General features: G+C 70.6%; 22 protein-coding genes and 2 pseudogenes. 16 read left to right on the forward strand and 8 right to left on the reverse strand.

Annotated features, from left to right (window positions below; translation table 11 throughout):
* Positions 1-368: 368 nt before the first annotated feature.
* The 4 genes from ACIHAA_RS31280 to ACIHAA_RS31295 all read left to right on the forward strand — a co-directional run bounded on the left by ACIHAA_RS31280 (position 369) and on the right by ACIHAA_RS31295 (position 2,899).
* The gene (locus ACIHAA_RS31280) at positions 369-842 is read left to right on the forward strand and encodes a hypothetical protein (protein ID WP_399823114.1); all 474 of its coding nucleotides are present in this window, start codon (positions 369-371) and stop codon (positions 840-842) included.
* Between the two features lie 288 nt (positions 843-1,130).
* The gene (locus ACIHAA_RS31285) at positions 1,131-1,766 is read left to right on the forward strand and encodes a CBS domain-containing protein (RefSeq protein WP_399823116.1); all 636 of its coding nucleotides are present in this window, start codon (positions 1,131-1,133) and stop codon (positions 1,764-1,766) included.
* A gap of 309 nt (positions 1,767-2,075) precedes the next feature.
* Positions 2,076-2,291, forward strand: a complete 216-nt coding sequence (locus tag ACIHAA_RS31290) for a heavy-metal-associated domain-containing protein (RefSeq protein WP_399823118.1) — start codon at positions 2,076-2,078, stop codon at positions 2,289-2,291.
* Positions 2,292-2,548: 257 nt separating this feature from the next.
* Positions 2,549-2,899, forward strand: coding sequence for a hypothetical protein (locus ACIHAA_RS31295; RefSeq protein WP_399823120.1), 351 nt, complete (start codon positions 2,549-2,551; stop codon positions 2,897-2,899).
* A 118-nt stretch (positions 2,900-3,017) separates the two neighbouring features.
* On the opposite strand, the gene ACIHAA_RS31300 is transcribed toward ACIHAA_RS31295, so the two are convergent.
* Entirely contained in the window at positions 3,018-3,656 is a 639-nt protein-coding gene (locus ACIHAA_RS31300; protein ID WP_399823122.1) for an HD domain-containing protein, read from the reverse strand.
* Between the two features lie 102 nt (positions 3,657-3,758).
* Here ACIHAA_RS31300 and ACIHAA_RS31305 point away from each other — a divergent pair, with 102 nt between their 5' ends.
* Entirely contained in the window at positions 3,759-4,727 is a 969-nt protein-coding gene (locus ACIHAA_RS31305) for a GlxA family transcriptional regulator (RefSeq protein WP_399823123.1), read from the forward strand.
* A gap of 383 nt (positions 4,728-5,110) precedes the next feature.
* Positions 5,111-5,773, forward strand: coding sequence for a hypothetical protein (locus tag ACIHAA_RS31310; protein WP_399823124.1), 663 nt, complete (start codon positions 5,111-5,113; stop codon positions 5,771-5,773).
* 796 nt (positions 5,774-6,569) lie between these two features.
* Here the strand turns inward: ACIHAA_RS31310 and ACIHAA_RS31315 are convergent.
* Positions 6,570-6,740 (reverse strand): hydrophobic protein, encoded by a 171-nt coding sequence (locus ACIHAA_RS31315; RefSeq protein WP_399823167.1) that lies wholly within the window; start codon positions 6,738-6,740, stop codon positions 6,570-6,572.
* 141 nt (positions 6,741-6,881) lie between these two features.
* Here ACIHAA_RS31315 and ACIHAA_RS31320 point away from each other — a divergent pair, with 141 nt between their 5' ends.
* Both ACIHAA_RS31320 and ACIHAA_RS31325 read left to right on the forward strand, forming a co-directional pair.
* Positions 6,882-7,055, forward strand: a complete 174-nt coding sequence (locus ACIHAA_RS31320; RefSeq protein ID WP_399823126.1) for a CsbD family protein — start codon at positions 6,882-6,884, stop codon at positions 7,053-7,055.
* A gap of 292 nt (positions 7,056-7,347) precedes the next feature.
* A complete protein-coding gene (locus tag ACIHAA_RS31325) occupies positions 7,348-8,865 on the forward strand; it encodes an MFS transporter (protein ID WP_399823128.1) in 1,518 nt (505 codons plus the stop codon).
* Between the two features lie 30 nt (positions 8,866-8,895).
* Here ACIHAA_RS31325 and ACIHAA_RS31330 read toward each other — a convergent pair.
* Positions 8,896-9,725: pseudogene (locus ACIHAA_RS31330) on the reverse strand (heme ABC transporter ATP-binding protein).
* Positions 9,722-10,759, reverse strand: a complete 1,038-nt coding sequence (locus tag ACIHAA_RS31335) for a FecCD family ABC transporter permease (RefSeq protein ID WP_399823169.1) — start codon at positions 10,757-10,759, stop codon at positions 9,722-9,724. Before ACIHAA_RS31335 ends, ACIHAA_RS31330 begins: the two are co-directional and overlap by 4 nt.
* Positions 10,760-11,438: 679 nt before the next feature.
* Here ACIHAA_RS31335 and ACIHAA_RS31340 point away from each other — a divergent pair.
* Positions 11,439-12,779: a lamin tail domain-containing protein gene (locus ACIHAA_RS31340; protein WP_399823171.1), complete on the forward strand. Its 1,341-nt coding sequence runs from the start codon at positions 11,439-11,441 to the stop codon at positions 12,777-12,779.
* Positions 12,780-12,838: 59 nt separating this feature from the next.
* Here the strand turns inward: ACIHAA_RS31340 and ACIHAA_RS31345 are convergent, their stop codons facing one another.
* The gene (locus ACIHAA_RS31345) at positions 12,839-13,369 is read right to left on the reverse strand and encodes a MarR family winged helix-turn-helix transcriptional regulator (RefSeq protein WP_399823130.1); all 531 of its coding nucleotides are present in this window, start codon (positions 13,367-13,369) and stop codon (positions 12,839-12,841) included.
* Between the two features lie 174 nt (positions 13,370-13,543).
* Here ACIHAA_RS31345 and ACIHAA_RS31350 point away from each other — a divergent pair, with 174 nt between their 5' ends.
* Entirely contained in the window at positions 13,544-14,506 is a 963-nt protein-coding gene (locus tag ACIHAA_RS31350) for a zinc-binding alcohol dehydrogenase family protein (protein WP_399823131.1), read from the forward strand.
* A gap of 79 nt (positions 14,507-14,585) precedes the next feature.
* Here the strand turns inward: ACIHAA_RS31350 and ACIHAA_RS31355 are convergent, their stop codons facing one another.
* Positions 14,586-15,182 carry a GNAT family N-acetyltransferase gene (locus ACIHAA_RS31355; RefSeq protein ID WP_399823133.1) on the reverse strand — a complete coding sequence of 199 codons (597 nt, stop codon included), beginning with the start codon at positions 15,180-15,182 and terminating at the stop codon, positions 14,586-14,588.
* Positions 15,183-15,312: 130 nt separating this feature from the next.
* Positions 15,313-15,714, reverse strand: a pseudogene (locus ACIHAA_RS31360) (LD-carboxypeptidase); the annotation flags it as partial.
* Positions 15,715-15,863: 149 nt separating this feature from the next.
* On the opposite strand from ACIHAA_RS31360, the gene ACIHAA_RS31365 reads away from it, so the two are divergent.
* The 4 genes from ACIHAA_RS31365 (at position 15,864) to ACIHAA_RS31380 (ending at position 18,501) form a co-directional block, all read left to right on the forward strand.
* A complete protein-coding gene (locus ACIHAA_RS31365; protein WP_399823135.1) occupies positions 15,864-16,358 on the forward strand; it encodes a hypothetical protein in 495 nt (164 codons plus the stop codon).
* Between the two features lie 587 nt (positions 16,359-16,945).
* Positions 16,946-17,110 carry a hypothetical protein gene (locus ACIHAA_RS31370; protein ID WP_399823137.1) on the forward strand — a complete coding sequence of 55 codons (165 nt, stop codon included), beginning with the start codon at positions 16,946-16,948 and terminating at the stop codon, positions 17,108-17,110.
* Between the two features lie 162 nt (positions 17,111-17,272).
* Complete coding sequence (locus ACIHAA_RS31375) at positions 17,273-17,713, forward strand: hypothetical protein (RefSeq protein ID WP_399823139.1); 441 nt, start codon at positions 17,273-17,275, stop codon at positions 17,711-17,713.
* 5 nt (positions 17,714-17,718) lie between these two features.
* Positions 17,719-18,501 carry an SDR family NAD(P)-dependent oxidoreductase gene (locus tag ACIHAA_RS31380; RefSeq protein ID WP_399823140.1) on the forward strand — a complete coding sequence of 261 codons (783 nt, stop codon included), beginning with the start codon at positions 17,719-17,721 and terminating at the stop codon, positions 18,499-18,501.
* 171 nt (positions 18,502-18,672) lie between these two features.
* On the opposite strand, the gene ACIHAA_RS31385 is transcribed toward ACIHAA_RS31380, so the two are convergent.
* Positions 18,673-20,217 (reverse strand): flavin-containing monooxygenase, encoded by a 1,545-nt coding sequence (locus ACIHAA_RS31385; RefSeq protein ID WP_399823142.1) that lies wholly within the window; start codon positions 20,215-20,217, stop codon positions 18,673-18,675.
* 476 nt (positions 20,218-20,693) lie between these two features.
* On the opposite strand from ACIHAA_RS31385, the gene ACIHAA_RS31390 reads away from it, so the two are divergent.
* Entirely contained in the window at positions 20,694-21,116 is a 423-nt protein-coding gene (locus tag ACIHAA_RS31390; RefSeq protein ID WP_399823143.1) for a carboxymuconolactone decarboxylase family protein, read from the forward strand.
* A gap of 215 nt (positions 21,117-21,331) precedes the next feature.
* The gene (locus ACIHAA_RS31395) at positions 21,332-21,991 is read left to right on the forward strand and encodes a TetR/AcrR family transcriptional regulator (RefSeq protein WP_399823145.1); all 660 of its coding nucleotides are present in this window, start codon (positions 21,332-21,334) and stop codon (positions 21,989-21,991) included.
* Positions 21,992-22,096: the final 105 nt, after the last annotated feature.

Below are 22,096 nucleotides of genomic sequence, written 5' to 3' on the forward strand. Positions count from 1 at the left end.
TCACCCGCAGGACGGAACGAGGCGGCCGCAGCCGGGCGGGGGTGCAAGCCGTTCACTCCCGGGCGCAGCGACCGGAGCGATCCGCACCCGGGTGGGTTCGAAGGGCTCCCGGGACTGGGGCTCTTCGGGCATACATCGGACCCGGTGAGCCCCATACGGCCGGCCTCGCAGGGCGCCACTGTGGAGAGGAGGACGCACACCACCGAGCCGATGACGGAGGTTCTGCCATGCGGATACGGAGTCTCCGGGGACGCGGGTCGGCGTGGCCGTGGAGGCCGAGGCGATCGTGCAGCGCGCGCAACCCGCTCGAACGGCGATCGGACCGACTGGAGCGTCGGCTGCGCCTACTGATGTGGATCGTGCTGGTCGTGGCGGTTCCCTCGGCGTCATGGGCCGCCGGGAGCGTCACCTACGCCCACCACGACCGGCTCCGCGAGACGCAACTGGCCGCTCTGCATCCGGTCCGGGCACGGCTGGAGTCCGATGCGCGGACCGCCGCGGACCGCCCCACGGGCAAGCGCGGCCAAGGGGCCCTGGTCCGGTGGAGTGACCGCCAGGGAGCCCACACCGCGACCGCGACGGTGAGCCCCCGGCTGCGGGCGGGAGACACGACGACCATCTGGCTGGACGGCCGCGGCACCGTCGCCGCGCCGCCGGTCACCACGACTGAGGCGGTCAGCACTGCCGTGGGCGTCGGTCTTGTCACCGCGGCGGGGGCGACTGTGATCGTCGGCGGTGTCTGGCAGGGAGTACGCCGGGCGCTCGATCGCCGCCGTTTCGCACAGTGGGACCACGAATGGGAGACCGTGGAACCTCAATGGACCATGCGTCATCCCCGTTGAGGGGGCGAGGCTGCCGCACCGCGGCGTTCATGAGGGGCCTGCCGTGCACGGCTCAGCCCTCAGCCTCGGGGCTACGGCGGCGGAGGCGACGTACGCGGCCTCCGGGCTCGGCGTGTCATCCCCCTTCCGGCGGTCACGAACGGGTGCCACTGCGGCACGGCGGGACATGGTGCACCGGCGGAGTGCGTACCGCACGATGGAAGGGCGCCTGCGGAAGGTGCCGGTCCGCCGTAGCGGCCAGCGCCTGACCGGGCACCGCGCCATGGAACGTAGGAGGGGCACCGAACAATGAGGCAGCGCAGCGTGGGAGATCTGATGACCCCCACCGCCGTGAGTGTGCGAGGCGGTACGACGTTCAAGGAGGTCGCACGTCTCCTCGACGAGTACGACATCACGGCCGTCCCCGTGGTCGACGACGAGGGCCGTCCCGTCGGAGTGGTGTCCGAGGCGGATCTGCTGCGCAAGCACACGGCCGGTGACACAGGGAGCACCGCCGGGGAGCTGATGACCAGTCCCGCCGTGGTGGCGGAGCCCGACTGGGACGCGGTGCGCGCGGCGCGGACGATGGAGGAGCGAAGAGTGAAGCGGCTGCCCGTGGTGGACGGCGAGGGCCGCCTGATCGGTGTGATCAGCCGTAGTGACCTGGTGCAGCTGTATCTCCGTCAGGATCGCGCGATCAAGGAGGAGATCCTTGAGGACGTCATCGTCCGGGCGCTCGGTCTGTCGCCCTCGTCGCTCACCGTGGAGGTCGCCGACGGCAGGGTCACACTGAGCGGAAGCGTGGTGTACCGGAGCCTGGTCCCTGTGACGGCACGGTTGTGTGAGGGGGTCGACGGTGTGGTCGAGGTCGTCAACCGGCTCGACTACGAGCAGGACGACACCGCGGACGGTACGGCGGTGGGGCCCGGCCGGGACGGGTCGTGACTCCTGGGCAGGCATTCCGGCCTTCGTTCCCAGTGAGGCGGGAGCCGCCTGCCCGCTACCGCCATGCGCCAGAACTCTCACCCTCTACTTTAGGGTGAGAGATGACTCGAGTGACGCAGCAGACACAGTCGCGCCACCGCGGGCCGGACCGTCCGGAATGGGCGCGCCAGAAAGGTGACTCACCTCATGGCCGGGAACCGGGGCGCGGTCCGAGCCGACTGATCACACGAGGGCATGGGGTGAACGCCGGTGCCCGTATGTCCGTATTCCGAGGCATCCACGCCTCACCCGACACTCAGGAGTCGCGCCATGGCACGTAAGAGCTACCTCGTCACCGGCATGAGCTGCGAGCACTGCGCGGCGAGCATCACGGAAGAGCTGTTCGAGGTCCCGGGTGTGGGCGAGGTGGACGTCGATGTCGCGGCGGGCACCGTGGTCGTCGACGGCACGGATCTGGACGATGCGCAGGTGCGCGCGGCCATCGTGGAGGCCGGTTACGAGGTGGCCGACGCCGTGGCTGTCTGACGGACGCGAAGCGGCGAACGACCGGCCGGGTCGCTGTCCAGGGCCCGGCCGGCCGCCGGGGCTCCCCGTTCAGCGCCGCTCAACGGCGGTCAGCGCCGTTCAACGCCGGTCGGCGCCACCGTCACGGGATAAGCGGCGCGACGCTCTCGAACCCGAGACGGCGCGCTGCGCCACCAAGCGCAGCGCCCCGCCCGTCAGGAGCCCGAGGGCGGCACCGCCCGGTGGCACCCCAGCTGGAGCCGGATAGGTTGGCCGTCATGTCTTCTGCTCTGGTGGTTGGTTACGACCCGCTGGCGATACCCGGGATCGACGGGCAGGCTCTTCGTGCGGCTCTCGACAGGGAGTTGGCGCGATTCGGCGACCATGGCGTCGATGCGGCCATGGCGATGGTGGTGGCCGACGGGTCGGCCGAGGCCGCCCTCGTCGCCTCGCTGACCGAGCGGGCGTGGGACGTCGTGGTGGTCGGCGGAGGGATCCGCAAGGCCGAACCACTGCTCCCGCTCTTCGAGCTGACGGTGAATCTGATCCGCCGCCATGCGCCCCAGGCCGCCATCGCGTTCAACACCGACGGAGGGGACAGTGTGGAGGCGGCACTACGATGGCTCTGAGCCTCCGTGCCGTCCCGCCACCTCCCCAACGCCTTCCGACCGCGTCCCGACCGCGTCACTGCCGCTTGCCGAGCGCCGCCCTTGGTCTCCGGGGTGGCACCGCCCTTGCGGTGACTGGTCATTCGGGCCAGGGCGAGTCCTTGATGACCTCGACGAAGTCGGTGCGCCGGAAGCCGGGGACGCAGTGTGCCAGCACATCCGCCTTGATGTTCCCGAAGGTCGTATCGGGGCGGTCCTTGATGCCCTCGGTGAAGGCCGCGAGGATCCGGTTCTTGAAGTCCGGGCGCGGGTGTGCCGCGACGACCGCCGCGCGCTGCTCGTCGGAGACCGAGTCATAGCCGATCCCCAGGACGTCCAGTTCCACGCCGCGGGTGACCAGTGCGATCTCGGGTGCCATGTGCAGGGGGATCTCCGGGGTGGTGTGCAGGGCGACGCCGGTCCAGACCCGGTCGGCCGGTTCACCGGTGATGCCGTGCGCGTGCAGAAAACGGCGTGCCTCGTCGGCCCCGTCGATCTCGAAGCGCTGGTCGGTGCGGCGGAAGCGCTGGGTGAGACCGAGATCGTGGAACATCGCCCCCACATAGAGCAGCTCCGGGTCGTAGCCGAGGCGCTGCTCCCGGCCGCGCAGTGACCCCCACAGAAAGACCCGCCGGGAGTGGTCGAACAGCAGCGGCGGGGCGGCATCACGGACCAGTTCGGTCGCATCCCGTACCAGGGCGCTGTCCGGGATCTCCACGCCTGCGATCACTTCACTCATCGCTCGCCCGCCTCCTCGGTGGATCGTTGATCTACGTCCAGTCTTCACCGGCGGCGTAGGCTGGGCCATGTCTCTGCTGCCAGGAAACCCACGGATTCGGACATGACGCATCGGGTCGGCTTTGTGGTCTTCGACGGGGTGACCATGCTCGATGTCGGCGGACCGTCGGAAGTGCTCCACCAGGCGAACCGGCTCGCGCCTCGTCTTGTGCCTCGCTACGAACCGGTGCTGATCTCCCCGGACGGCGGAACGGTCACCACCTCCGCCGGGCCGTCCCTCGCGGGTACGGTCCGGGCGGCCGACGCGGGAGCCATCGACACGGTGGTGGTCGCGGGCGGCGACCGGCTGGCCGGACAACCGATCGCGGAGGACCTGCTCACGGCGGTCCGGGACCTCACGGCGCGCGCGCCACGCGTCGCCTCGGTGTGCACCGGCGCCTTTGTCCTCGCCGAACTGGGCCTGCTCGACAACCGCCGCGCAACGACCCACTGGCGGCACGCGGCCGCATTCGCCCACCGCTACCCCCGGGTGCGCGTCGAAGCGGATGCCATCCACATGCGTGACGGGTGCTTCGTCACCTCCGCGGGCATCAGCGCGGGTATCGATCTGGCACTGGCCCTGGTGGAGGAGGACCACGGTGCCGACGCGGCGCGGAGCATCGCACGCGAACTGGTCGTCTTCATGCAACGCCCCGACGGTCAGTCGCAGTTCTCCACGGGCACCGCCACTCCACCCGCCCGGGGTGCCCTCCTGAGTGAGCTGGTCGCGTCCGTACTCGCCGATCCGGCGGGTGATCACAGTCTGCCCGCCATGGCCGCATCCGTCGCGGTCAGTTCCCGGCATCTGACTCGCCTGTTCCGCGCCGAGTTGGGTACCACTCCCGCCGCCTGGGTCGAGCGGGTCCGTCTGGACCGCGCCCAGCAGCTGCTTCTTGAGGGATGCAGCGTCACCTCGGCCGCACATCACAGCGGGCTCGGCACGGACGAGACCCTGCGCCGCGCCTTCGCGCGCCATCTGGGCACCACTCCCAGCCAGTACCGGAAGCGCTTCACCACCACCCGCAGTCGTTAGCGATCCCCGCGGCCGGGTGCCGTCCGGTCGGCATTCGCGCGTTCCCGGATTCGGCTGCTCCGTCGTGACGCCCCCACCCCCTCCCCCGCCCCGACGATTCGCTGTCCCAACGCACCGGGACACCGACCTCATTACCCGTTCCATTTGACCCGATGTAAATCCGCGAGGGTGCTGCGGCGCCTCTTCACCGCAGCCCTCAATACCCCACCGCGAGCTGATTGCCCATCAGTTAACTTTCGCCAACCGGGCCTTCTCTTCCGCAGGCTGCGCGTGATACTCCTAATACCAGTTCATGGGGGAACCTTTACCTACGGGTCAGTAACGGGAGATTCGACGTCCGCAGGAAGAGGCGACCACGAAGACCAAAAGATGGGAGCGTCCGCATGGTGCTGAAGTCCGCCAGACGGAAAATGATTCAAGCCGCAACAGTAGCCATTTCAGCGTGTGGGGTCATCACCGCCGTCGCGGCCCCTGCCTCCGCCGCCGACGAGCCGACCCGGGAAGCCATCCTGGCCGACTGCGACTCGGGATTCGGCAAGTGCACGTTCAACGACCCTCAGCTCGGAGAGCCGTACCTCGACAATTTCAAGCAGGTCTCCGAGAGCCTCTACAACTGCAGCACGTCGGACAGCACCAAGAAGCTGACGTGGACGCAGAAGGTCGGATCGACCGACTCGGTGGGAGTCTCCGTCACAGCGGGCGGCACGATCATGGGGCTCGTCAACCTCAGCGTGACCGCCACCTACGGCCACACCTGGAGCAGCGAAACGTCCGAGTCGGACGAGCAGAATGTGACGGCGAAGCCGGGGGAAGTTGCCTGGATATCCCGCGCCCAGCTGATGCAGAAGGTCTCCGGCACCTGGCAGACGCATTATGACAGCCCCAAGTGGGATCACTACTACTGGTTCGTCCCCGACACCATCGCCAGTCCGGCCAAGAATGGCACCGGGGGCAAGAGCAGCGTCGTGGTGGTCAACAGCCGCCCCATGACCGACACCGAGAAGCAGGCGTGCGGCACCGCCCGGACGAAGGTGTTCGTGAAGTAGCCGGGAGCCATAAGGGCCTCCCTTCCGCTCGTATGCGGGATACGCGGATGCGGAAGGGAGGCCCTGCGCTTGTTCTGCCCCGGTTGCTTTCCGCATGGAAAGCAACCGGGCTCGGCACGGAATCCGGCCGCTGCGGCCAAGGCTGAGTACGACCACGGTGCGCTGTCCGCGCCGGAGTCGTGCAGTTCCTTGATCCGGTCTTGAACGGACAACCGTACCCTCGGAGTTTTCATCACCAGATGTTGTAGGTGCCCGGATGGCCTCGCCGGTTCTCGTGCAGTTCTGACGGCGAGACAGGGAAGCGTTGCCTCCGCGGAGCAGGCGGGACATCCCCCGGCGGCGGTGATGCCGTAGAAGCACGCAGGCTTCACCGAGGCAGCGGGACCGAACAGTTGCCGCGCACCGCGGTGCACTGCGCCGCACGGTGCATATCGGAACCTTCTCCCCGGACCTCGCGGACGCGCTGATCCAGCTGTGGCCCAGTCCTGGGACGGTGGCCTCAACGCCGATATCACGGTCGATTGCAACGGCGGTGCCTATCGACTCGGCGGTGGCTCCGGGCCCGCTTCGATCGATCGAGTCGCGGGGGGGGATCGGGGGCTGGGACGGGCAGGAGGTCGCGCGGGTTCCTGCACGCGTGCCCGTCCCACCCCCGACTGCAACAACGCCTACCCCTGTTTCCCTTTGGGACGCCTTCGCCCCGTCCAGGATGTTCCGTCCGTCCGCCGAGCAGACATGCGCGCAGGGCCCGGCCGCCTTGGCCGGGCCCTGCGAAAGGGGGTGTGTGCGGATCAGGTCACCATCGGTACCAGCGGCCACGAGCGCCACCGGCATCCGTGGACCGCATCACGAACCCCAGAAGCCACAGCACCAGGACGGCCACAGCCACCCACCACAGAATGTTGACGGCAAACCCGGCGCCGAAAAGGATCACGGCGAGAAGCAGAACCAGAAGCAGGGGAACCATAGTCATCGACCTCCTGGCACTCCGGTTGCCCCGTCCTCTCATTTCCATTCCCGGAAAAATTCCTTGTTTATGGGGGGTGGGCCGGGGCACCTGTGGATCTACGCAAGGCAGCGGCCAGCGAACGACGAGGAGGCGTGTTCCATGAGTGCCGGCGAGAAGGCCAAGGCGAAGACCGAGCAGGCTGAGGGCAAGGCCAAGGAGGCTCTGGGCGGCGCCATAGGCAACGACCGTATGGCGGCCGAGGGACAGGCCCAGAAGAGCACTGGTGACGCCCGCGAGGCCAAGGAGAAGACCAAGGACGCTTTCAAGCGCTGAGGTCTCTCACCCCCCTGTTCGAAGGGCCCTTCCGGATATTCTCCGGAAGGGCCCTTTACGTTCGTCACACGCACGCCTGACACAACCACCGTGCCGCCCGAGGGCGCCACAGCCGTGCAGCGCGGTGTGCCGGGGCCGTCCGGCGCGGCACACCGCCGCGAGGCGGTGCGTCCCGTCCGGGCGGGCGGCCCGGGCTTTCTTCCGGGGGTGTCAGGTTGCAGGCTGGGGGTGTGGGGCCGTACCCCGGTGGAGAGCTTGATCCACGCGGTGCGGCCCGGTGAGAGGAGCCCAGGTGACAGCGTCGACGTCCGCGGCAGGGGGCCGGAACCCGAAGGCTCACGAGACCGGCGGCGAACCGGACCCGCGCAGGTGGAAAGCCCTGTGGGTCACTCTGGTGGCCGGTTTTATGAGCCTGCTGGATGTGACGATCGTGGCGGTCGCCCTGCCGACCATCCAGCACGATCTGCGCGCCTCCCCCGCGCAGGTGCAGTGGGTGGTGTCCGGGTACGCCCTCACCTTCGCCCTCGCCCTGGTCACCGCGGGGCGCCTGGGTGACGCCCTGGACCGGCGCCGGATCTTCCTGCTGGCCCTCAGCGGCTTTGTGATCTTCAGTGCGGTCTGCGGGGCGGCCCCCGACATCACCCTGCTGGTGGTGGCGCGGCTCGCCCAGGGGCTGGCGGCCGGTTTCATGGCACCCCAGAACTCCGCGCTCATCCAGCAGCTGTTCCGTGGCGCCGAACGCGGTCGGGCCTTCGGCTTCTTCGGCGCGACGGTCGGCATCTCCTCGGCCGCGGGCCCCATCACCGGCGGCGTCATCCTCGCCCTGGCCTCCGGCGCCGACGGCTGGCGGTGGATCTTCTACGTCAACGTTCCCATCGGCATCCTCGCCGTCCTGCTCGGCCGCCGTCTGCTGCCCCGTACCCGGCGGTCCGGCCGGGGGCAGGTGGACCTGCCCGGCATCCTGCTCCTCGGGCTCGGTGTCCTCGCGCTCATGTACCCGCTGGTCCAGGCGGACGCCGGCGGTATCGGCCAGCTGTGGTGGCTCTTCCTCGTCGGTGCCGCGGTCCTTGCGGTCTTCGCCCTGTGGCAGCACCGCCTGGTGGCCCGGAACGCCCAGCCGCTGCTCGACCCGCGGCTGTTCACCACCGTGCGCGGCTACGGCATCGGCGCGGGCCTCGGCACGCTGTACTTCATCGGCTTCAGCGGTGTCTGGCTGGTCTTCGCCCTTTTCTATCAGCGCGGCCTCGACTTCTCCCCGCTCATGTCCGGCCTCGCCGTGACCCCCTTCGCCCTCGGCTCGGCGATCGCGGCGGTGGTCTCCGGGCGGATGGTGGAGCGGTTCGGCCGCCTGCTCACGGTGTGGGGGCTCGTGGCGGTGATCCTCGGTCTGGGCGGCACGGTGCTGCTCCTCCGCTTCGAGTCCCTCGGCACCGCTCCCTGGGCCGCCGCCCCGCTCCTGTTCCTCGGCGGCATCGGCGGCGGCTTCGTGGTCTCCCCCAACATCACCATGACCTTGCGGGACGTTCCCGTGCGGATGGCGGGCGCGGCGGGCGGTGCCCTTCAGACCGGGCAGCGCCTAGGCGCCGCGGTGGGCACCGCCGCGCTGCCCGGCCTCTACTACCTGGTGCTCAGCAGGCACGACGACTACCGCATCGCGATCGTCACCGCGCTGAGCGCCGCCCTCGTCGGCATGGCGGCGTCCCTGGTCCTCGCCGCTTTCGACTGGCAGCGCGACCGGCGGGCGCGCCATCCGCACCGGAAGTGCCCGGACGAGGTCGCCAACAACCCGGTGCACTGCCGGCACACCTGACCCGGCACCTCGGCGTCCGTCGTACGCCGCCTACGAGGAGTGCAGCGGACTCCGCCTCGGGCCCACCAGGAGGGTGCCCGTTCGCGGATGCGGCAGTACCTCGACCGGCTGGTCGTAGACCTCGGAGAGCAGGGCCTCGGAGAAGATCTCGCCGGGCGGCCCGTCGGCCGCCACCCGGCCGTGGTGCAGGACCGCGACCCGGTGCGCGCAGGCGGCGGCCAGCCCCAGGTCGTGCAGCACCACGACGACGGCGTCACCGGCGAGGGCCCGCTCCCCGCACAGCCGCAGCACCAGTTCCTGGTGCTTGAGGTCCAGCGCGGCGGTCGGCTCGTCGAGCAGCAGCAGCGGGGCCCGCCGGGCCAGCACCCGGGCGAGCGCGACCCGGGCCCGTTCACCTCCGCTGAGCGCCGAGAACGAACGCCCCGCGAAGGCCGTCGTCCCGGTGGCCGCCATGGCCCAGGCCACGGTCCGGTCGTCCTCGGCCGGGGACACCGGGTGCGGGGCGCGGCCCATGCGGACGACCTCCTCGACCGTGAAGGGGAAGGAGAGCTCTGCCGACTGCGGCAACACGGCCCGCCACAGGGGCAGTTCGGGCGTCGACCACTGCTGTGCCGGACGTCGTGGATGCGTACGACGCCCTGCTCGGCCGGGAGGTCGGCGGCGAGCGCGGCCAACAGGGTCGATTTTCCGGCGCCGTTGGGGCCGACGAGCGCCAGCACCTCCCCGGCCCGGACGGTGAGGTCGACACCGTTGAGCACCGGGCGGCCGCCGAGCCGCACATGGAGTCCCTCGGCCCGGGCGAGGACGTCGCCGGTGCGTGGCGGCGGAGGGGGGACCCGCCGGGTTCGTAGCGCTCTCATGCCCAGCCTCCCTGCCTGCGGCGGGTGCGGCGCAGGAGCCAGAAGAAGAAGGGGCTGCCGATCAGGGCGGTGAGCACGCCGAGCGGCGGCGCCGCGAGGGTACGGGCCGGCAGGTCGGCGCCGAGCAGGACGAGTGCGCCGAGCAGGACGAGTGCGCCGAGCAGGACGAGTGCGCCGAGCAGGGCGCTGCCCGGCACCAGGAACCGGTGCCCGGGGCCCGCCGCCATGCGCAGCAGATGCGGTACGACCAGGCCGACGAATCCGATGACCCCGGAGACGCTCACCGCCGCGGCCGTGAGCAGGGCGATGACCAGCACCGGCGTGAGACGCAGCCGCTCCACGTCGACGCCCAGGTGGCGCGCGGGGCGCTCACCGAGTGCGAGCAGGTCAAGCCGTCGGGAGTAGAGGGGGGCAAGGACGAGACCGAGGGCCGCGCACGGCAGCACGGCGAGCACCTTCGACCAGGTCGCCTGGGAGAGCGAGCCGAGCTGCCAGGGGGCGATCTGGTTGACCGCGGCGGTGTCGGCGGAGAAGAGGAACAGCCCGATGAGTGCGCCGGCGAAGGCGTTCACCGCGATGCCGGTGAGGATCAGTGTCACCACCTCCGTGCGGCCGCCGGAGCGCGCCGTCGCGTACACCAGCAGTACGGTGCCGAGGCCCGCGGCGAAGGCGAACACCGGCGCTGTCCAGGTGCCGAGGAAGGTGAGCCCGAACGCGATCGCGGCGACGGCGCCGACCGCGGCGCCCAGGGAGACGCCGATGACGCCCAGTTCGGCCAGCGGGTTGCCGAAGACGCCCTGCATCAGCGCGCCCGCGCAGCCCAGGGAGGCACCGACCAGCAGGGCCAGCACGATGCGCGGGAAGCGTACGTTCCACAGCACCGACTCGGCGACCCGGTCCAGGGCGGTGCCGCCCAGCCCCGCCCGGTGTGCCCCGGAGGCCAGTACATCACCGGTCGGGATCGGATAGGCCCCCAGGCCCGCGGCGACCGGCACCAGGACGAGCAGCGCGACCACCAGTCCGGCGGTGAGCAGCCATGGGGTGCCCGGGGGGTGGGGGCGATGCTCAGTGCGCCGGGGGCCGCGTCCGGTTCGGTGCGGACGGGGGCGGTCATCGGCGGGCTCCGTTCCCGTCGGGCGCGGCCTTCGCCAGTGCCTCCGTGGTGATGGCGGTGAAGTCCGCACGAGGACATCCTGGCCGGGCTGGAGAGCGGCAGCACCGAGGAGGCCCTGCGGGTGCTCGCCCGTCACCGCGGCGGTGGCCGGGGCGACTTCCACCGGCTTCTGCCCTCCGGCGACACCACCGCGACTGGCGCCGCCACCGAGCAGCCGCGGTGACGTGTGGGGCGGGCGGGTGTCCCCGGCGAAGGTGACCGGCCTGGGGGCAGGTGACCAGCCCCGGGGAGGCAGGGGAGCGGCCCGTGGAGTAGGTGACCGGCCCCCCGGGGGAGGTGACCGGCCCGGGGGCAGATGACCGGCCCCGAGGGGAGGTGACCGGCCTGCCGGGGGTGCCGACCGGCCCGTACACGGCAGTTCCCTGGGCGTTCACAGGATGACCGCCCGTCAACGGCCTCCCGTTCGGAGCGGATCGGCAGTCTCGTGCCGCCCTGTCATCACGCTCCTGAGGACGGACATCGTGCTCGACGTACGCACTTCCCGGTGGCGACGCCGCCTCACGTTCCTCTGTGCCGCCGTGGGCGGCCCCGCCCTGGCGATGGCCACCGTGCTGGCTCCCCCGGCCCATGCGGCCCCGGCGGACGACATCCGGATCAACGAGGTGGTGACCACCGGCAGCGTCAACGACTCGATCGAGCTGTACAACAAGGGGACGGCCGCCGTCGATCTCTCGGGCTGGATCCTCCGGGACGACGACAACGGTTCGAGGTACACGATCGCCTCCGGGACTTCACTGACTCCCGGGGCGTTCCGCGCTTTCGATGTGCACAAGGCCTTCGGTCTGGGCTCCGACGACGAAGCACGGCTCTACCTCCCCGACGGCACGACCCTGGTCGACAGCTTCGGCTGGAGCAGCCACTCGGACCCGTCCTGGTCGCGCTGCCCGGACGGCACCGGCGCGTTCGGCGCGGCTCCGGTGACTCTGGGTGCCGCGAACAGCTGCGGCGGCGGGGGTGTTTCACCGCAGGCGTGGCCGGGCGGCGGCTCGGTCGCGACGGCCGACGCCACCAACGTCTTCGGTGACGATCTCAGCGGTCTCTACCAGGAGGGAGGCGTGATGTGGGGCGCGCAGAACTCCGGCAGGCTCTGGCGGCTGGTCCGCGACGGCTCCGGCGGCTGGAAGCCGGACACCACCGGCGGGTGGACGTCGGGCAAGGCTCTGCATTTCCCCGGCGGTTCGGGCACCCCCGACAGCGAGGGCGTCACCCTCACCGGGGCCGGTTCGGCGGGTGGCGCCTACGTTGCCAGCGAGCGCAACGGCGACGCATCCGGGACCAGCCGTCTGTCGGTCCTCTCCTACACCGTCAGCGGTACGGGCACCTCGCTCACGGCAGCCAAGGAGTGGAACCTGACCTCCGATCTGCCCTCCGTGGGCTCCAACCTCGGCCTCGAGGGCATCACCTGGGTCCCCGACTCCTCTCTGACCGGGGCCGGCTTCAAGGACGCCTCGACCGGGGCGGCCTACGACCCGAGCCGGTACGGCAGCCACACGGGCGGCGTGTTCTTCGTCGGCGTCGAGGGCACCGGCATGGTCTACGGGTACGTCCTCCAGGACTCCGGCGCCTACACCCGCGTCGCCTCCGTCAGCAGCGGCATGGACGGCGTCATGGAACTCCAGTGGGAGCCGCAGGCCTCGCGCCTGTGGGTGGTCTGCGACGACACCTGCCACGGCCAGCACCGGACCCTGCGGGTCAACAGCTCCGGCGTCTTCGCCATGACGGCGGTCTACAACCGTCCGAGCGGGATGCCGGACCTCAACAACGAGGGCTTCTCCGTGTCCGGTTCCGACGAGTGTGTCAGTGGCTCCAAGCCGGTGTACTGGGCCGACGACAGCAACGACAGCGGCCACGCACTGCGCAGGGGCACCATCACCTGCTGAACGTCCCCACCGTGGCCCCCGGCTCACCGAGGTGTGTGCGGCGAGTGCGAGCCGGGGGCTCAGATCCTTACGTGGTGCAGGACAAGTGTGCTGGCGAGCAAGGACAGTTGGGAGCGCTGCGCCTCGGTGAGACGGGCCGTGAGGGCGTGAATCCGTTGATCCACCTGGGCGGTGAGGTGGCCGACCAGTTCCGCCCCCTGAGGAGTGATCGAGACCTGTACGGCGCGCCCGTCATGAGGTGAGGCGGAGCGGCGGACCAGTTCGCGGCGTTCGGCGCGGTCCACGAGGCCGGTCATGCTGGACTTGTCCAGTCCCAGATGGCGGGCGAGTTCCTGCATGCCGGGCGTGCGGTCACGCAGTACGCCGAGCAGCCGTAGCTGGATGACCGACAGCTTGTGTTCGGCGGCGACCTCCCCCAGGACTCCCTGCACCAGGAAGGACAGCTGAGCCAGGCTGTCCACGATGCCGAGATCGGCGACGGCCTGTGCGGCACCGGCTCCCTCCTGCTCGGGCGCCGACGACAGCGCCTCGACGGGCCCGTCCATGGGCGTCGGGGGCGACGGAGTGGCAGCGGGCGTCTTCCTGTGCATACACGCAGCCTATGTGACGTAGTACGTACCGCCAACCAATTGCTTTGATTCGTGAGACGAACTACTTTGGTTTGTGTCACGTACCACCTGGGTTGCGGTGAGTCGCGGCCGCTCAGGCCCACTCGTCGCACGACCCGATGTCACCTGCCCCCGCGCACACCCAAGGGAGTCACCATGCATGCCGCTGCCGTCCGCTCTTTCGACCACCCGCCCCGCTATGAGGAGTTCGCCGCCCCGCACCCGGCAGAGGGGCAGGCCCTGGTGGAGGTGCTGGCCGCCGGCCTGCACCCCCGGGTCCGGTCCGGCGCCGACGGCACGCACTACACCAGTGACGGGCGACTGCCCCTGATCCCGGGGGTCGACGGGGTGGGGCGGCTGCCCGACGGGCGGCGCGTGTTCTTCGTGGCGGCCGACGACGCCCCCGGCACCATGGCCGAGCAGGCGCTCCTCGATCCGCGCCGCTCCGTCCCGCTGCCCGACGGCGCCGACCCGGTGACCGTCGCCGCCGCGATGAACCCGGCCATGTCCTCCTGGGTGGCGCTGCGCCGCAGGATCGACTTCCGGCCCGGGCAGAGTGTCCTGGTACTGGGCGCGACGGGCAACGCGGGCCAGATGGCCGTGCAGATCGCCCGGCATCTGGGCGCGGACCGGATCGTTGCCGCCGGGCGGGACCCGAAGCGCCTGGAGCTGCTCGGGCCCCTCGGCGCCACCGACATCGTCTCTCTCGCGGGCGACCCGGACGAGGCCGCGACCCGGCTCGGTGGAGCAGCCGCGAACGTCGACGCCGTCATCGACTACACCTGGGGTGCGCCCACCGAACGAGCCATCCCCGCCATCCTCGGCCGCCGCAAGGACCGCAGCGCTCCGCTGGACTGGATTCAGATCGGCTCCATGGCCGGGCCGGAACTCACCCTGCCCTCTTCCGTCCTGCGCGCGGCCAATCTGCGGATCATGGGCAGCGGGCAGGGCTCGGTCACCGCCGCCGGGATCGTCGCCGAGTTGCCCTCCCTGATGGAGGAACTCGCCAAGGGAACCCTCGCCGTCTCCGCGCAGCCGGTGCCGCTGGCCCAGGTCGAGGAGGCCTGGACCGCCCCCACCGACCCCGGACGACGCATCGTCTTCACCCCCGCCACCTGACAACCGGCCACGCCCCGGCTTCCCGGGTAGTCACGGCCGTCGACGGCTCCCCCGCCGCCTTCCGTCCCGCCGGGACCGGTCACGCACCGGGCCACGCATCGCCTCGTACACGGGCATGAAGGTGCTCGTCGTGCCATCCGTCCGCATGCAGCAGTGCTGAGCGCATGGTGCCCTCCAGGGCGAATCCGGCCTTCGCCGCTACCCGGCAGGACGCGGGGTTGGCGACGGAATGGGTCAGGCGCAGCCGGTGCAGACCGACATCGTCCATGGCCCACCAGCTGAGGCGAACGACAGCCTCGGGCATGACACCACCGCCACGGCCCGCGGGCAGCATCCAGTAGAGGATTTCGGCGCTTCCGCCCCTGAGGTCGATGTCGCCCCAACCGATCAGGCCCCGCGCCCTCTCCCCGAGCCGCGCGACGGCCCAGATGGCCGACCGTTCGGACGTCCAGCTCTCCTGCCAGCGGGCAATCCGCTCCCGTGCGTCCGCCAGGGACACATCACGCCCCGGACGGTTCCACTGCTGGATGTCCGGGTCCCGGCAGGCGTCCACGAGGGCCTGGGCGTCGTCGTACCGCCATGGACGCAGTTCCAGGTCCGCGGTGAGCCGGAACACCGGTTGCGGGTTGCTTGCTATGCGACCGACGGGGACCACGGGAGGCGTCGAAGAGATCATGAACGCATGCTGCCATCCGCGGCTCTTTCCCTCGGTCCCCGCCGTGGCCCGGACGGCTTGAGCGAGCGGCTCGTCTCGCGGCCGCGGTTCGCGGTGGTGACCGGGGAAGGAGAGACGGGCTGACGGGTTGTCAGTCCAGCGTCTGTGTCAGCTCACTGCGGTCCGGTGTGTGGACGATCCGGCCGTACGCTCCGTTGACGATCGGCATGTAGGGCGGGACGTGTCCGCACTCCACATCGGCAATGATCGGCACATTCAGCGAACCGAGTGCGTCGAGGACCGCCTCGTGCTGGCTGAGGGTCGCGTTGTCGGGCGCGGGGGTCCGGCCGACGAGCACCGCGTTCGCGCGGTCGAAGAATCCGGCCAGCCGCATACCGTGCAGATGTCCGCAGATGGTGAAGGCGTCGCCGCCGGACGCCTCGACATACACGAGCAGCCCCTGCGGCGACTCCCGGCGGGCGAAGGCCTCGACGTCGAGGTAGGCCGTTCCCGTGAGATTGCACAACGTCTCGATGCAGCCGCCGATGGGTCGCCGTCCCGGTCAGCAGCGTCAGCTGTACGCAGGGGCCCGACGGTCGCGCCCACCCGGCGGAGGAAGCGGGCGTCCGGGGCGGCGGCCGTGGTGCGGATCACCGGGAATCGGCCTTCGGCCGGGGGGTGTTGTGGTGGCAGGATGCGGCCGTGACCATTCTGGAAGAACGCTCGTGGGTGTGGCAGGGGACGGGTGGGCCGCGAGCGTGGCAGGCCGCGTGGGACCGTACGCGCGAACTGCTGGTGCCTCTGGTGCCGGACAACAGGTTCAGCTTCGAATCCGATCCGGAACGGGGCGAGATGGCGGACGGCGCGGCCGGTCTGGCCACCGCGCTCTATCTGCTCGCCGAAGGGCGCGACACGGAGATCGCGGACGTCCGGGGCGAGCAGATCGAGGCGCTGGTGCGGCGCGGGCCGGGAGAGACGGAGGGCGACGTCGTCCTCCGCTGGGAGAGCCGCCTGCGGGCGCTCGGTCATGACCCGGAGGCCGACGGCGACCCGGTCTCCGAGCGGTGGCGGATCCTGCGGACCGACTACGGTCGGGAGGACGGCCTCGACGCCATCCAGGAGATGCTGATCCGCCAGGGCTACGGCCTCCTGGTGGGCCTGGACACCGTACTCTTCCTCCTCAAGCGCGGCTCCTGACGCGCGGGCGGGCGGCGGCCCAGCCGCACGGCTCCTGACGCGCGGGCGGGCCGCGTCCAGCTTTAAGGCACAGATGTGCGCTTTAGACGGCGTCGGCTTCTCGCCGCTGGCGAAGCGGAGATCGTCGTTTTCACGGGCCATCGGCCGCTCAGCACCTCCCGCGGGGGTACTCGGGCACCGTGACCCCGGAAGCTGGGAGGAACCGCCATGGCCGGTCAGCGCACCCACACCGTGACCCGGATCGAGGTCCCCACGGGAATGCCCTACGACGAGTTCGTGGCGGCCTTCGAGAAGGCGGCGCCCGCCTACGATCCGGGCCCCATGGAACTCATCGCGGAGACCGGGGGAAGCTGGGACGACGTGCGCGCCGCGATGGCCGTGAACGCGCCGCACGATCTGATCCGCTACGGCCGGATCAACGCCACCGACCTGCTGGCCGTCGCGGGACACCCCACCAGGTCGATCGAGTATCTGACGGGCAATCATGTCATTGCCGAGACCATGTTCCGCCATGACCCGAGAGCACTGCTGTACGCGCCGTTGCGCATGCTGGTCCACAGCGACGACGACGGCAACGCGGTGTCACCATGCACCGGCCGAGCGACGAGTTCGCCAGCCTCGGCATTCCGGAGGTCACCAAGGTCGGCGAGGATCTGGACCGGCTCGTGGTCGAACTGCTGCGGGTCTGCGGCGTCGACGCCTCGGAGACGTTCGCCACGAATGCCGAGCACACCCGCCTGCACCCTGCCTGACGTCCCATCGGCCGTACGTGCGGCCGACGGGACAGTCCGTTGCGGCCAGGACGACCGGGCACGCCTGCCCCGCCGCGACCTGCTACAAGGCCGGGGAGTCATGCCTGCTACAGGACCCGGGAGTCGCGCCTGCTACAGGGCCGGGGGCGCGTCCTCCGCCCGGTGCTCGGGGGCTCCTCGGCGGTAGAGCAGGGCGGTGAGGACATCCTGCTGGTGCCGCTGTTCGGGCATACGCATGGGCACTGCGGGGTCGCGGTCGCGTGCGGCGGTGAGTGGCTGCTCGCGGCCGGGGACGCCTACTTCGACGCCCGCGAGATCAAACTCCCCCGGCGGCAGTGCGCGCCCGGGCCCGCACTGTTCCAGATGGTGGTCACCACGGAGTTCGAGGGGCGGCGCCGCAACCAGGACCGGCTGCGCGCCCTGCACATGGACCACCCGGAGATCGAGATCTTCGCGGCGCACAACCCCTTCGAGTACCTCGACCTGGTCGACAGCACCGGCGGCTCGGCCCAAGGCGTGTATCCGACCCGGCGCTGGAAGCCGCGGAACCACGACGTCGGCGCCGCCCGCCCGGGGCACTCGCACGCGGCCTCGGGCAGGTGAGCGCCATGCGTCACGACGGCACCACGGCGGTCGTCACGGGTGCCAGTTCGGGGTTCGGTGCGGAGTTCGCCCGGCAGTTGGCGCAGCGGGGCGCCGATGTCGTCCTGGTCGCCCGGCGCGCCGACCGGCTGACCGCTCTGGGGGCGAGGCTGCGCGAGAGGTACGGAGTGACCGCGCACACGCTCGAACACGATCTGAACGGGCACGGGGCCGCGGAACGGCTGGCCGCCGAGCTGGCAGCGCGCGGCATCGCCGTCGACACCCTGGTGAACTGTGCCGGGGTGGGGACACGCGGCGGGTTCGCCACCGAGGACGCGGCGGCCATCAGCAGGGAACTCCAGCTGAATATAACGGCGTTGGTCGAACTGACCCGGGCACTGCTGCCGCAGATGCTCGCCTCCGGGCGGGGAGCCCTGGTCAACGTGGCGAGCACCGCGGCCTATCAGCCGACACCCTCGATGGCCGTCTACGGGGCGAGCAAGGCGTTCGTGCTCAGTTTCACCGAGGCGCTGGTTCATGAGACTCGGGCCAACGGGCTTCGGGTGCTGGCGCTTTCACCGGGCCCGACGCGGACGGAGTTCTTCGATGTGCTGGGTACGCACAAGCCTGCCGTGGGGCCGATGAGCGGGCCGCAGCAGGTGGTGCGGACCGCGATGCGCGCCCTGGACCGCAGGAGCACCCCGGCGAGTGTCATCGCGGGCCTTGCCCATGCCCTGCCCGTGGCCGCGGCCCGGCTGGCCCCTCGACGGGTGGTACTGAGCATCTCCGGGCGCCTGCTGGGGGCCTGAGCGCGGCTCCCCCTCCGGCGGCCGTTTCCGCCTCGTCGGCCGCGCTACCGGTCGTCCGGCGCAGGCCCCCGGGCGCACACCGAGGCGCGTGCCGGGGTCCGTGCCGGGGTCCGTGCCGGGGTCCGTGCCGGAAACGCCCGGTCCCCCGTGGGCCCGGGCGTTTCCGGCTGTTCAGACCGGCCGCCGCGAGGCGTCGGCGGTTCCCGCGGTTCCGGCGGGCGAGGGCGGCCGGACGGGGTTTCCGAAGCGGAGGAAGCCGTCGTCGATGCGGTCCCGCCGGAGTTCACGTACGTCGTCCTTGTACCTCATGTTCATCGTCCAGGGCCGGGACTCCCCCTGATGGGGAAAGCTGTCGATGGACCGCCGGACGTATCCGGCCGCGAAGTCCATCAACGGGCGTCCTCCGGACGGCGGTTCGGGGTGGTGCGGTACGCAGGCCCAGTGGCCTGCGGAGTCCATGTGGTCCAGGAGGCGGCACAGGTAGGAGCAGACCAGATCCACCTTGAGGGTCCATGAGGCGTTGATGTAGCCCACCGTGAAGGCGAGGTTGGGCACACCGCTGAGCATGCATCCCTTGTAGACCGTGGTGTCCGGCAGTGAGACGGGCGTGCCGTCCACCTCCAGCCGCATACCGCCGAGGGCGAGCAGATTCAGTCCGGTGGCGGTGACGGCGACATCGGCCTCCAGCAGGGCACCCGAGGCCAGTTGGATGCCGTCCTCCGCGAACGCGGTGATCCGGTCCGTGACGACCGAGGCCCGGCCCGAGGCGATGGCCTTGAAGAGGTCGCCGTCCGGCACCATGCACAGGCGCTGGTCCCAGGGCTCGTACCGTGGCGCGAAGTGGGTCCCGATGTCGTAGCCCTGCGGGAGCATCCTGCGCTGGAGGGTGCGCAGCAGACTCTTCACCAGGCGTGGGTGCCGTCGGCTGATCCGGTAGACGAGCGCCTGGGTGGCGATGTTCTTGCGCCGGGTGGCGCGGTGGGCGAGCCGGTCGCCGAGGAGGCTCCGCATCCCGTTGGCCAGGGCGTCCTTCGAGGCGATCGGCAGGACGTACGACGGGGAGCGCTGGAGCAGGGTCACATGGCGGGCGCGGTCCGCCATGGCGGGGACGAGGGTGACGCCCGTCGCTCCGCTGCCGATGACCACGATTCGCTTGCCGGTGTAGTCGAAGTCCCGGGGCCAGTGCTGGGGGTGGATGACCGTCCCCCGGAACCGCTCGCTGCCGGGGAAGTCGGGCGCGTAGCCCTGGTCGTAGCGGTAGTAGCCGGTGCAGACGACCAGGAAGCGGCATGTGTGTACGACGCGTTCACCGCTGTCGAGCCGGGCCTCGACGGTCCACAGTCCCTCGTCGTCGGACCAGTTCGCCCGCGTCACCGTGTGGCCGTACCGGATGTGCCGGGTGATGCCGTACTGCTCGGCGGTGTCGCGGATGTAGTCCTGGATGGCCTGGCCGTCGGCGATGGCCTTCTCGTCGGTCCAGGGCTTGAAGGCATAGCCCAGGGTGTGCAGGTCGGAGTCTGAGCGGACGCCGGGGTAGCGGAAAAGGTCCCAGGTGCCGCCGAGGTCGGTGCGGCGTTCGAGGATCCGGTAGCTGTGCCCGGGGCGACTCCGCCGCAGGTGGCAGGCGACGCCCACCCCCGACAAGCCTGCTCCGACGATGAGCGTGTCCACGTACTGGGCGCCTTGGGCGGGTGATGCTTTCCCGGCTGTGGGCATGGAGTTTCCCTTCTTACTGGCATCGGTGGTGCGCGATCCCTTGACACCCGGTCGGCCTGGGGGGTTCTCTTCCCTGAGACTTACGGCATAAGTTTTTCAGACGGGTGGGGCCCTCGCAAGGGATCGGACTGCCCTGCACCCCTCCCCCGACGCCCGGCCACCGGCCGTCGGACCAGCACGCCAAGAAACCGAGAGACCAAGAGACCGAGGAGAACCATGAAGATGGAGCAGGAGACGGCAACGACGGCGCAGGCGGCACACGGATGCGACGGTCCCGCGCTCGCGCCGGAGGGGGTGCCCGTCGGCAACTGGCAGCTGAGCGGCGCCCCTTGCATCCCGCCGCTTCCCCGCGAGGAGCGCGGGCCCGTGGTGAGGCTGCTCCTGAAGGTGATCCGCAGGCGCACCGGGGAGGACTTCGACTACACCGTGTTCACCACGCTCGCCCGGCTGGGCCGGATCTTCCCCGCGCACGCTTCGTGTCCCGGCTGCTCCACCGGGGCCGTATCCCCCTCGCGGGCAAGGAGCGCGTCATCCTGCGCGTGGCGCATCACATGGGGTGCGCCTACGAGTGGGCGCACCACAGCGTCATGGCGCAGGACCAGGGCGTCAGCAGGCGCGAGGTCGACAGCATCACCCTTGCTCAGGACGGAAGTTGGAGCACCCGCACCCGGGCACTGCTGGAAGCGACCGACGAACTCCTGGACACCGGACGGCTCTCGCCCGGCACCCTGAGCGCCCTGCGGGGGCATCTCAGCGACGACGCATGCGTGGAGCTGTGCATGGTGGTCGGCCACTATGTGATGGGCGCGATGATCATCAATACCTCCGGCTGTGAGATCGAGCCGCCCTATCGGAGTTCACTCGCCCGGTCCCGGGCGGGGACCGGCGCTCGCGGCTGAGCCACTCCTCGGCCGGGCACCGCCCCTGCCGCAGAGCCCCGCGGTTCATTACTTACGCTGTATGTTGATCAGGCTGCCCGCGGACGAGGACCGGACACGACTTCGGGCACGGAATCCGGCACGGAATCGGACACAGAATCGGGCACGGATTCCGGCTGACATTCGGGCAGAGATTCGGACGGGGACTCCGGCAGGGTCCGGGCCGGGAGGCACTCATGGCAGGGCGGCTGACCCAACGCGGGCCCCTGAGCAGGCAGGAGATCGTTCTGCGGGCCCTTGAGGTCACGGAGAGCGAAGGGGTGGACAAGCTCTCCCTGCACAAGATCGCCGCGGCCGTGGGCGTCCGCACGATGTCGCTCTACAACCACATCCGGGACAAGGACGACGTGCTGGACGCGATGGGCGACGTCATCCTCCGGCGCGTCGACATCACCGGGGTCGACGAGCTGCCCTGGAGCGACGCCCTGCGGCACCTGGCCCATGCCTTCCGTTCGACGGCTCTGGAGTTCCCGAAGTCGGCGCCGCTCGTGCTGACCCGGCGCATGAACGCGCCCGCCGCGCTGCCCGTCGTGGAAGCGGCTCTGGCGGCACTTCACCGGGCGGGCCTGGAACCGCCCCGGGCGGTGCACGTCCTGCGCGGCTTCATCGCCTACCTGATCGGGACCCTCTCCCGCGAGGTCGGCACGGCACCGTCCTACGCCGAGGTGATCCCCGAGGTGATCACCACCCGCAGTGAGGAGCTGGCCGCCGCCGGATATCCCTCGGTGGCCGCTGCCGCCGATGAACTGTCGGTCTGCGACCACGAGGCCGAGATGCGCTTCGGACTGGAGCTGCTCATCGAGGGAGTGCGCCGCACGACGGTCGCGCCGCACTGAGCCGCCAACACCGCCACGCGGAAGGGCACTTGAGGAGCGTCGGAAGATTCCGAGGGGAACCGGGCGGCCCGCGTCGGCGTGTTCATGATCTGCGGATGGTCCGCG

This window comes from Streptomyces sp. NPDC052040 (assembly GCF_044548405.1).
Lineage (GTDB): Bacteria > Actinomycetota > Actinomycetes > Streptomycetales > Streptomycetaceae > Streptomyces.